Here is an 11468-nt window from a genome sequence, read left to right on the forward strand (position 1 = left end):
TTATTTAATTAATTTATAACTTTTTATCGCCTTGACACAGTTTATAGAACACTTCCGATTAGACGTATTGTGAACCAGTCATATATATATTAGTTATAGAAGGTTTTTTCTCTTTTAGTGCATAAGCTGTAATTCCAGTTATCAAATTGACTAGAAAATTAGGTATGCTTCTATGCCTGGAATGTTCTATCTGGCTAATATTTTTGAGCTGATCTATAATAGTTTCAATTATAGATCGTTTTCTAAGCATCAGTTTATCCCAGAGTGGCATAAAAGAATTTTTCATATTTTTTCTGATCTGGGTAATGAGTTCCACGCCTTTCTCGATCAGTTTTTCAAATAAATCTTTGCTTATATAACCTTTATCGGCAAACATTTTACCCATCAAGTGTTTACATAAATTTTCTACAGGAAGCCTATCATTAGTTTTACCTGTGGTCAGTTGAAAATTCATAATTTCTCCTAAATCATTGACTATCAAGTGCAACTTTAATCCAAAAAACCAACCGGTGCTGGTTTTACCTTTAGTAGCAATCGATTTAAAAACCCTGTGCGTATAGGCTCTTTTGATATGGCAAACCTTGATGGCTGTTGCATCCATAAAATAACAACCTGTTTTTGTTTTAGAAAAACTTTGTGTAAAACAGTACAAGGGAACTAACGTTCTTTGGATCAGTTCTATAAATCTATTGTAGCTTACTAACTTTCCAAATTTACTAGAATGAAATTGCTGTAAATGAATATAATAAGACTTAAAATTTCTAAAACCAATCACATGAAAGGCAATAAGAACAGTCATTATTTCACTCAAAGTTAATGAACAAGTTCTAGTGGGTTTTCTTTTAGAGTTGGTTAACAGTTGTTTTTCCATATACGGCATAAACTTTATGAGAAATTCATCAACAGCATAATATATTTCAACTAATTTTTCTACATTCATAACTGGCTCCTTTAGATAATCTGGTTAGTATTTTTTTATCTCCAAATTTAAAACACAAAGGAGCTTTTTAAAGCTATTTTTTAACAAGCTAATCCCGAACTGAGGTTTCTATGGGTTAAGTATCTGAGAAATCGGTTATTAATAAATGTGAGTTCGGGATTTATGTGACTGATTTACAACAATTTAATATCAATTATTTAGTTAATATTTGCACCTATTTAACAAGTTTTTATATCTAATTTTATAAATATAATATATATAATAAACTGATTATCAGAATTATTTGTTATTCAACTATCTATTTAACTGTCTATAAAACAAATTTTATAAATTTTCATTGATATTGATTATCAAATGAAAAAATAATATAATCCCAAACTCACGTTTATTGATTTCGCTTTACTTATACAATAAAGTTTCCAGTGGCCTACTGGATTCATATCAGATCTCCCGGACTACGATGTGAAACATTCATAGCGTGCAACCCCTAACACCCCGGCACTTGTATGATGGTCATGGTCTATTTTTTTCCATCCTACTATCAGCCTTCCTGTAGCCACTAGACAGTCGGCAAATGTGCTTAAACGGCTTAACGAGGCTAATTCGGGTTCACTTTTGTTGCAGCCCTCTATTTTGCAGATGCATTTAAAGGTAACTTAAACCTGTGAATCACCTCACAAATCCAACCTCCTGCTAGACTCCCGAAATAGACAAATTAGAGTCAGGGGACTTACACCCCATTTGTTGCACACCTGTGCCGGCGTGCAATGGCTGCAGACTTAAAACACTTAAAACTAAGCATAGGTTTTAGCCGTTTTTTGATAAACCTATGATCTTGTTCAACTCTATTATTCAAGTATTTGTTTTGAAATATTTGAATGGTATGATCTTGATCAAGTTCTGTATTGATCGCATCAAAGGCAGCTTTATTACTACCGCTTTTGTCAATTAACGTGAGTTCGGGATTATATTATTTTTTCATTTGATAATCAATATCAATGAAAATTTATAAAATTTGTTTTATAGACAGTTAAATAGATAGTTGAATAACAAATAATTCTGATAATCAGTTTATTATATATATTATATTTATAAAATTAGATATAAAAACTTGTTAAATAGGTGCAAATATTAACTAAATAATTGATATTAAATTGTTGTAAATCAGTCAAATAAATCCCGAACTCACGTTTCTTAGGAATATTATTTTCTGTGATCGCCTTACGAAAAAAAGAAAAAGCTGCAGACTTGTCTCTATGCTCAGATAGAAAAAAGTCAACTGAATTACCATAACGATCTACTGCTCTATAATAAATAGATTCACTTTGTTATATAATTAATATTATGTTAAATAGAATTCCGTAGGCGTTTTTTGGTTCTGTCGCGTTTATTCTAAAAAATCATTATTTTAGTACCTGTAGTTAAAAACTATGATAAAATTTATCTAAAAGATGTACTTTGGGAAGCTTGGCGTCAAGTCAAAGCAAATCAAGGCTCAGCAGGGATTGATGGTAAAAGCATAAGTGATATAATAACGTGAGTTCGGGATTAGATTATTTTTTCATTTGATAATCAATATTAATAAAAATTTATAAAATTTGTTTTATAGACAGTTAAATAGGTTGTTGAATAACAAATAACTCTGATAATCAGTTTATTATATACATTATATTTATAGAATTAGATATAAAAACTTGTTAAATAGGTGCAAATATTAACTAAATAATTGATATTAAATTGTTGTAAATCAGTCAAATAAATCCCGAACTCACGTTAATAGATCAAGGTGAGGTAAAGATTATCAATAAATTTCAGCAGCAACTACGCGCAAAGCTATACAAATTTACCTCAAGCAGGTTGGTAGAAATACCCAAAGCTAAAGGTGGAACAAGGCCACTAGAGGTAATGACCGTAGAAACGTGAGTTCGGGATTAGATTATTTTTTCATTTGATAATCAATATCAATGAAAATTTATAAAATTTGTTTTATAGACAATTAAATAGGTAGTTGAATAATAAATAATTCTGGTAATCAGTTTATTATATATATTATATTTATAGAATTAGATATAAAAACTTGTTAAATAGGTGCAAATATTAACTAAATAATTGATATTAAATTGTTGTAAATCAGTCAAATAAATCCCGAACCCACGTTATAAATATAATATATATAATAAACTGATTACCAGAATTATTTATTATTCAACTACCTATTTAACTGTCTATAAAACAAATTTTATAAATTTTCATTGATATTGATTATCAAATGAAAAAATAATCTGATTCCGAACTCAGGTTACTAAGCCAACGTAGTCATTATGCATTGTTTCTTCCATGTCTAAAACCTTTATCTGTTAAGTATGTAAATTATAACTTTTTATCGCCTTGACACAGTTTATAGAACACTTCCGACAGACCGTAAAAACGCTATGCATGGCTTTAGGTAAGCTGTAAAGGCATTTGTATTACTCATTTACAGCTTATGTTTTACATCCTCAAAGGTGCGTTTATGGTCTATATTCTTGGAATTTTATCCTTTATTTATTTTATTGCTATTGTTGAGGGCCTAACATTTTTAGACTTTGATCATGCGGTTTACCCAATGCAGTCTATTTTGTTCTATTGATCCTATCTATAGTATTTAGCTAGGTTATCTGAGGCGTAAGCAAATAGGCGTATACAAGGTGTAGAAATTGGTTGGAACGACCAGCGGTATATTTTATATTTAAGTGGGCGTAGTTTCAACAATATTTTTCTTTGCTTTATATTCTTTATTTCCATGGCCGCTATATCAGGTGATTTTATTAAGTATACCATCAAGGTAGGTTCTAAAACCCTAGATGCCAGCTACCCTATACAATCCATAATAGTGGATAAAAGAATCAACAAAATACCTTATGCCAAAATAGTTTTGCATGATGGTAACATTCAGTCGCAAACTTTTTCTATAGCCAATGACAAAACCTTTTCCATTGGCGCCACGGTTACCATACGAGCCAGTTACGGCGATGGATTAGCGCAGCTCTTCGAAGGTGTAGTAGCCAAACTAGCCATTCAGTCTAGCTTAACAGCGTTATCTACTCTGACTGTAACGTGTAGAGATGTTGCTTATAAGACTACTCTTACGCCTAAAACGGCGCATTTTGTAAAGAGCAAGGATAGTGATCTTTTAAAAAAAATTTTGAACGGGTATAGCGGTTTAAACTATAAAATTGAAGCGACCACTATTGTACATGAAAATATTTCACAGCATGAAATATCAGATTGGGACTTCCTAAACATTCGCGCGGAGGCAAATGGACAGATCATAGTGGTGAATGATGGAGTCATTTCAGTTAAAAAACTTAAATCAACCGGAAAAGGCTCCTTTACCTATACCTATGGAGCCGATTTTATTGACTTTGATGCTGAAATAGATGCAAAAGACCCATGGTCAGCTGCTACCGCCTTCTCCTGGAATAGTAGCAAACAAAGTAAAGTTTCTGAAAAAGCAAGCGACCCAGGAGAACAGTCTATAGGGGACCTTTCTTATAAAAAATTAACCGCTGCTGCCCAACCAGGTAACGTTGCTATATCCCACAGTGGTGTATTAGATCCCTTGGAAATCAAAACATTGGCAACTGGCTTACTAAACCGGAGTAGAATAGCTAAAATAAAAGGTAGCGTTACGGTTTCAGGTAATGCGGAATTACGTCATGATGGGCTTATAACCATTGAAAAAGGTGCAAACCACTTTTCAGGAAATGCTTATGTATCTGGTGTTCAACATATCATATCAGATGGAGGTTGGCAGACTCTATTAACCTTAGGGCTAGATGCACAACGCTACATGCACAAATACCATGACATTGGTGCACTTCCAGCAGCAGGCATAATGCCTCCTATACATGGGCTACAACTCGGTATTGTCAAGCAAATCACAGAGGATCCTCAAAAGCATAATCGAATTTTGGTACATCTGCCTTTGGTACAAGACAAACCTAAAGAGGGCATTTGGTGTCGCTTGGCTTCATTTTATGCTACGCAAGCATCAGGTGCTTTTTTTATTCCAGAGCTAGAGGATGAAGTGGTAGTAGGTTTTGTAAACGATGATATTCGATTTCCTATTATTCTAGGCTCCCTGCATAGCAGTAAACATGTGCCACCTAAAACAGCTGATCCTAACAATCTTTTTAAATCTTTTGTTTCTAGAGAAAAATTAGAGTTTACCTTTCATGACAATAAAGAAGGCCCTGAAATCATTATTAAAACATCCAAGGGAGGACTTATTCAGATATCAGATAAGAAAAAAAGTCTTGAAATAGTAGACCAGAATGGTAATAAATTGGTTTTAAACAACGATGGAATCAACCTAACCAGCGGGAAAGATATTCATTTGAGTGCAAGGGCTAGCATCACCATAAAGTCAGGCAAAGATGTAGTGGTAAATGGTACGCAAAGTGTAAACTTGAAGAGCATGAACATTAATGCACAAGCTTCCATGAAGGCCATCTTAAGTGGCAATGCTAGTACAGAAGTAAAGTCTGGTATGGCTACCATTGTCAAAGGTACAACAGTACTTATAAATTAATAGAATTATTTTTTAGATTCTTATGCTTACATCATAATATCATTATAATCATATAACACTATGCCACCTGCAGCTGTATTATTAAATAAACACATGTGCCCTATGGTCACGCCAGGTGTTCCACCTGTTCCGCATGCTAGTGGAGGAATGATTATGTTGGGTTGTCCAACAGTTTTAATCGGCAAGTTCCCGGCAGCAAGAATGGGAGACATGATGCTTTGTAATGGCCCCCCACCCCATCCGGATACTATTGTCAAGGGATCTGCAACTGTTCTAATAGGTAAAAAGCCAGCAGCACGCTTAGGCGATACAACAGGTATGGGCGGAATGATATTGCAAGGGTGCCCTACAGTAATCATTGGTGGGTAGAATACAATTAAACAAATAGAAAAAAGGCTGCGTATGGAAGATGAAAATAATTTCTTGGGTATAGGATGGAAGTTTCCACCTTCTTTTAACCACCATAGTAGCACAGTAGAAATGGTAAGCGGATTGAACGATATCAGAGAAAGTTTAATCATCTTAATGCGTACTAGAGTGGGTGAACGCATTGTAGAACAGAGATATGGTTGTGATTTGACCCCACTTGCCTTTCAGCAATTGGATCTTAACTTGGAAACCTTTATGGTCAATAACATCAAGCAAACCATCGCAGAACATGAGCCTAGAGTAGAGGTGCTTGATGTACAATTAACTACGCCAAATGATGGAGAAGGGGCTATCGATATTAATATAAGTTATAAGGTAAAAAAACTAGATATAGAAGAAACGATCCAATATGGCTACCATCCTATTTTTAATAAATAGCATCTTAGAAATAGTATGTAGACAAATCATGCATAATAAGGCAAAATTTGTATGCTACTTTTTTTTGATAAAAAAGCAGCCAAAAAATCAAGCCCTGTGCAAAAAATTGCTGAAAGTACTCCTTAGAGCTGGAAAAACAGAAGCCGCTCTGCAGCCCCCATTAAACTGTTTTTCTGATCAGCTGCAAGCTGCATTTTCTCATCGTAACTTTTTACAAGGGGCGTTTTTGTTTTGTGTTGCTGGAACGCTAAATGGATGCTCTATTTATGTTTTATCCACTATGAATTCAAAATCAGCATTATTTATAGATTAAAGACTATGAAAAACACCCTACTAGAACTGGATTATCCTTTTTTAAAGGAGCAAGGGATAGCCTACATTCAACAATTAGCAGGAAAGAAATGGACGGACTATGGAGATCACGACCCTGGAATTACCATTTTAGAGGTACTTTCTTTTGTGATCATGGACCTAGAATATAGAACCAATTTCTATATAGAAGATATATGGACTAAGGATCCTGATGCAGTAGCCAATCCCAATGAACAACCATTCTACAAAGCTGAAGAGATCCTTCCTTGTAATCCGCTAACCCAGTGGGACTTTTTAAAGATTGTCTTGGATGTTCCAGGGGTGAAAAATGCGAATATCTTTTTAAGTGATGGACCAAAAGAAATCAAAGGTGGTTACAAGATTTTTGTGGATGTAGAAGAACGTATCAGCCATACACTGCAAGAAAAAGAGGTATTAGATTTAATCAAGCAAAGATTATATGCACAAAGGAATCTATGTGAAGATTTCTTTCTGATTCAAACGATGGAAACCCTGCCCATTAGTATTAAAGCAACCTTTGAGGTAGCTAATTGTTTGGCTTATGAAGAAGGAGAAACCATTATTGCTCAGATATTATTTGCTTTTCAAGAGTTTTTCTCACCACGTATTACTTTTTACAGCATTAGTCAATTACTAGAAAAAGGTAGAATTATAGACCAGATCTTTACGGGACCACTTTTAACCCAAGGTTTTATAGATGAAGAGGAGCTCATTTGCCTAAAAAACAAATCTAGAATTTACGTAGTTGAACTCTTAGAACAGGCCACTAAAATGGCTAGTATTAAAAGTGTATTAAACTTTGAACTCTTTATTCATGAAGAAAATACAAGGACCAGTAGCGTCACGATACCTGTCTTACCAGATCGATCTTTAGTGCTGGATATTCCACAAAGTGAAATTATCCTCCATTATAATGGCCTACCCATTAGTACAGATTGGGGAAAAGTTATAGACCTACTTGAAGATATGAAAGGAAGGGGCACTTTAACAAAAGCCTATCTACAAGAGGAAAATGTCTTTGTTTTAGAAGGAAACTATAGATATTTAGAAGACCATGTTTCCATACAACAAGACTTTCCCTTACTCTATAATGTAGGTCATGAAGGGTGTTCTCCATCTGAAACTCTTGAAAACCAATCGAAAGCAAAACAATTAAAAAGCTACTTAATGTTTTTTGACCAGCTTTTTGCCAATTATCTGGGTCAATTGTCCAATATCAAACACACTATGGCCATCTACAGTGAGCGTTATAATCAGCCTAATGGCCGTTTGCCCTTGGACGTATCTAGAATGCATAGCATTATTAAACAACCTACTAAAGAGTCTGATTCAGGTAATGATCTTGACTTTGTGGTACAAAGAAAGTACTTAGATTTAAAAAAAGAAATAGTAGATAGATCTTCTGAAGATAAAGACCAAGGTGATGCAACGACTAAAGCTTACTATTCTTATATCAATAGAGCATTAGAAAGTGATATTCGAAGCTTAGACAAACGATCAAGGGTATTAGACCATTTATTAGCTTATTTTGCAGAACGATTTACCATCTACTCGTTGCACCTCTATCCTAAAAATGAGGAAATGCAATGGGATGAATTTAATACAAATAAAGCTCTTTTTCTAAAGGATTATACTGATATCAGTAAAAATAGAAACCGAGCGGCCCATATAGCGGCCAATGAAGTGAATAACTGGATCCATTATACGCCATCTGGTTTTAAGCGTCGTATTTACCGCAATTTAGGTATTAAAAGTTTAGAAAAAAAGCTTTTACATCAAGTAGTCAAGAATAGTATGTACTTAGACAAAAAGTCCGTACAATATAATTTGGATATTTTTCTAGGCAAAAATTGCCAAACAGCATATGATGATATTTTCATGTTTAGAGGGAAATATGAAAATCTGCAATCCTTAGTTATATCCTATGGTATCAATGAACAGTATTACAATATTGTAAAAAAAGCCAATGATACCTATAGCATTCTACTTTATGTGGATAAAGTAAAAAAGCACACTATTGAGCTAGTTACTGAACCTGTTATGCATATCGAAGAAGCAGAGGCTATTGTACAACAAAGTGTGGAGTTGCTTAGAGCATTGAACCAAGCATGTGAAGGATTTCACTTAATAGAACATATTCTGCTTAGAAGTGACGATACATTAACAACAGAACAGGATCCCTATTCATTTATCATGACAATGGTTTTTCCTGCATGGCCAGCCAGGTTTCAACAATCTTCATTTAGGCATGCTGTAGAAGAAATGGTTCTAATGGAAGGCCCAGCCCATATACTTACTAATACTTTTTGGTTAGATTTTGAAGATATGGAAACCTTCGAGAAGGCCTATAAATCATGGATACTGTTAAAAACTGATGGTAAATCTAGCAAAGTAGAAATAGATGCAGCAGCCAAAGTATTAATGGATCTTATAGCTTCTTATAATAATAAAGAAGCAAATCTATGTGGATAAGGTTCGGTTCTGTCTCGTCTATAATTTCTTTTTGTATAGTTCTTCTCTTTACCTGAAACTTTGGTTATTATTCGGCCACTAGCATAACAAAATTCTCAAAAGTAGAAAGATGATTTTTAGTTCCGATTACTTGTCCTTTTTGAATCATAGGAATGTTTTCTATCCCTGCAATGGTCTAGAGTAAAGAAATGGTTGGACCACTTAAAATTAAGCATATCTATTGCTTCTGATTGCTCGCAATACAGTAGCTGACTAACTTGATTCTTCATTGTTTACCCATTCCCTTCTCATCCCAAGGTACGTTCAGGGGATGTTGTAATTGGTAGTGGAATGATTAAGTATCCTGAGAAAGTTGTGCAAGGTTTATGAAGAAGACTGTCGGACCGCCGTATTCGGGAAAACTGAACGTACGGTGGGATGAGAAGGGAATGGGTAAACAATGAAGAATCAAGTTAGTCAGCTACTGTATTGCGAGCAATCAGAAGCAATAGATATGCTTAATTTTAAGTGGTCCAACCATTTCTTTACTCTAGACCATTGCAGGGATAGAAAACATTCCTATGATTCAAAAAGGACAAGTAATCGGAACTAAAAATCATCTTTCTACTTTTGAGAATTTTGTTATGCTAGTGGCCGAATAATAACCAATATATATCCAAAACTTCACTTAAAACGTGAGTTCGGGATTAGATTATTTTTTCATTTGATAATCAATATTAATAAAAATTTATAATATTTGTTTTATAGACAGTTAAATAGGTAGTTGAATAAAAAATAATTCTGATAATCAGTTTATTATATATATTATATTTATAAAATTAGATATAAAAACTTATTAAATAGGTGCAAATATTAACTAAATAATTGATATTAAATTGTTGTAAATCAGTCAAATAAATCCAGAACTCACGTTAATAACCGATTTCGCAGATACTTAACCCATAGAAGAAAAGGCCGTGGGTGTGGGTGGCAAAGCTATCCCAATAGCAAACTCTATACAATGGGGATGTTGTACATTGGTAGTGGAATGATTAAGTATACTGGGAGAGTTGTGCAAGGTTTATGAAGAAGACTGTCGGACCGCCGTATTCGGGAAAACAGAACGAGGCCGTTGTGATAGATTTCTATTATAATATTTTTAGGGTTGTTTAGACTGATTTTTGGTATTAAAGTGGTATTAATTTTATTATTTATTGATTTTCACGTACTTTTATTGCATTTTAGACAGACCATTCCCCTAAAGACCTCTTAATATGATATTTGGCGACCTGTATAAGTTATAGGCTATTGCTTCGATAACGTGTTGCGTATGAGTTTTAGCAAGTCCTATGTAGTGAGCTCCTGAGCTTCGGAACCAACTTTTAATACTTCCAAATACACGTTCTACTTTATACCTGGTTTTAGCTACCAATGTATTAAACCGTTTAGCAGTAGGTGATAAAGGATTATTTCTAGTAGCTTTCTTCTGAATAGCTGATTTTAAGGCTTTATTCTTTAATAAGGTTTCATTAGGTGATCCGCTATAGCCCTTATCTGCATATAGCCTACTACCTACTTTTAGCTCTACTTTATCCAATAAGACTTGTAAATGAGCATTATCATGACTAGATGCTTTTGTGGTACTGACTGCTAGGACTAAGCCTTCTTTACTTTCCACAAGGATGTGACGCTTATACCCATAGTAGAGATTATCTCCTTTTTTTGTCCAACTCGCTTCTGGATCTACACCTTTTTGATAACTTTCGGCTACAGTTATAGTGCCATCTTCATGGAGATCATAGCTTTTTTTACCTTTAGGGCGCCTAGCGGTAGGCGTAATAGAGGCATCAACAACTGCACCATGTTGAACTAATACACCATGACTAGATAGTTGATCGTTAATTATTTTCAATAACCTTTCTAGGACCTGCTTCTCCGTAAGCGCAGTCCTAAACCTGCTTAATACGCTATGATCTGGAACAGAACTATCCATGGAAATACGACAAAATCTGCTGAAAGTGATACGATCATTTACTTCTTCTTCTACTTGATAGTCACTCAGAGCATACCATGTTTGAAGCAACAGCATTTTAAATAAAAGAAGCGGGCTATAAGCTGCCTTTCCTGATAAACACAAACCTTTAGGATAATACAAGAAAAGTTCTTTTTCTATTACTTTCCAAGTAATCAGCTTATTAAGCTGATCGAAAAAAGTATGCTTACACTTACGTCGACTGGCTGAAATATCTGCAAAACTTAATTGATTATTTGTTTTGACGGCCATAACAATATTATTAAAAAGCTTAAGTTTAAACGATTAAAGAATCAACCTAATTTAACCATTGTATAACACTAAAAGTCACT

7 protein-coding genes and 3 pseudogenes are annotated in these 11468 nt (G+C 34.1%); 5 read left to right on the forward strand and 5 right to left on the reverse strand.

The window, feature by feature from the left end:
* Positions 1 to 58: 58 nt before the first annotated feature.
* The 3 genes and pseudogenes from NBW36_RS02420 to NBW36_RS05690 form a co-directional block, all read right to left on the reverse strand.
* The gene (locus NBW36_RS02420) at positions 59 to 940 is read right to left on the reverse strand and encodes an IS982 family transposase (protein ID WP_250238973.1); all 882 of its coding nucleotides are present in this window, start codon (positions 938 to 940) and stop codon (positions 59 to 61) included.
* 766 nt (positions 941 to 1706) lie between these two features.
* Positions 1707 to 1892 (reverse strand): annotated as a pseudogene (locus tag NBW36_RS02425) (DDE-type integrase/transposase/recombinase); the annotation flags it as partial.
* A 145-nt stretch (positions 1893 to 2037) separates the two neighbouring features.
* Entirely contained in the window at positions 2038 to 2256 is a 219-nt protein-coding gene (locus NBW36_RS05690; protein ID WP_439099486.1) for a DDE-type integrase/transposase/recombinase, read from the reverse strand.
* A gap of 1466 nt (positions 2257 to 3722) precedes the next feature.
* Between NBW36_RS05690 and vgrG the strand changes: the two genes are divergently transcribed.
* The 4 genes from vgrG (at position 3723) to NBW36_RS02450 (ending at position 9125) form a co-directional block, all read left to right on the forward strand.
* Positions 3723 to 5513, forward strand: a complete 1791-nt coding sequence (vgrG, locus tag NBW36_RS02435) for a type VI secretion system tip protein VgrG (RefSeq protein WP_250238975.1) — start codon at positions 3723 to 3725, stop codon at positions 5511 to 5513.
* 102 nt (positions 5514 to 5615) lie between these two features.
* On the forward strand, positions 5616 to 5882 hold the full coding sequence (locus NBW36_RS02440; RefSeq protein ID WP_439099483.1) for a PAAR domain-containing protein: 267 nt from the start codon (positions 5616 to 5618) through the stop codon (positions 5880 to 5882).
* 33 nt (positions 5883 to 5915) lie between these two features.
* Positions 5916 to 6320, forward strand: a complete 405-nt coding sequence (locus tag NBW36_RS02445) for a GPW/gp25 family protein (RefSeq protein WP_250238979.1) — start codon at positions 5916 to 5918, stop codon at positions 6318 to 6320.
* 255 nt (positions 6321 to 6575) lie between these two features.
* Entirely contained in the window at positions 6576 to 9125 is a 2550-nt protein-coding gene (locus NBW36_RS02450; protein WP_250238981.1) for a baseplate wedge protein, read from the forward strand.
* 67 nt (positions 9126 to 9192) lie between these two features.
* Here NBW36_RS02450 and NBW36_RS02455 read toward each other — a convergent pair.
* Positions 9193 to 9300, reverse strand: a pseudogene (locus NBW36_RS02455) (IS6 family transposase); the annotation flags it as partial.
* 358 nt (positions 9301 to 9658) lie between these two features.
* On the opposite strand from NBW36_RS02455, the pseudogene NBW36_RS02460 reads away from it, so the two are divergent.
* Positions 9659 to 9766, forward strand: a pseudogene (locus NBW36_RS02460) (IS6 family transposase); the annotation flags it as partial.
* Positions 9767 to 10362: 596 nt separating this feature from the next.
* Here NBW36_RS02460 and NBW36_RS02465 read toward each other — a convergent pair.
* Positions 10363 to 11388 (reverse strand): IS5 family transposase, encoded by a 1026-nt coding sequence (locus NBW36_RS02465; protein WP_250238983.1) that lies wholly within the window; start codon positions 11386 to 11388, stop codon positions 10363 to 10365.
* Between the last annotated feature and the right edge of the window lie 80 nt (positions 11389 to 11468).

The sequence above is a fragment of the Cardinium endosymbiont of Oedothorax gibbosus genome (assembly GCF_936981045.1).
GTDB lineage: Bacteria > Bacteroidota > Bacteroidia > Cytophagales > Amoebophilaceae > Cardinium.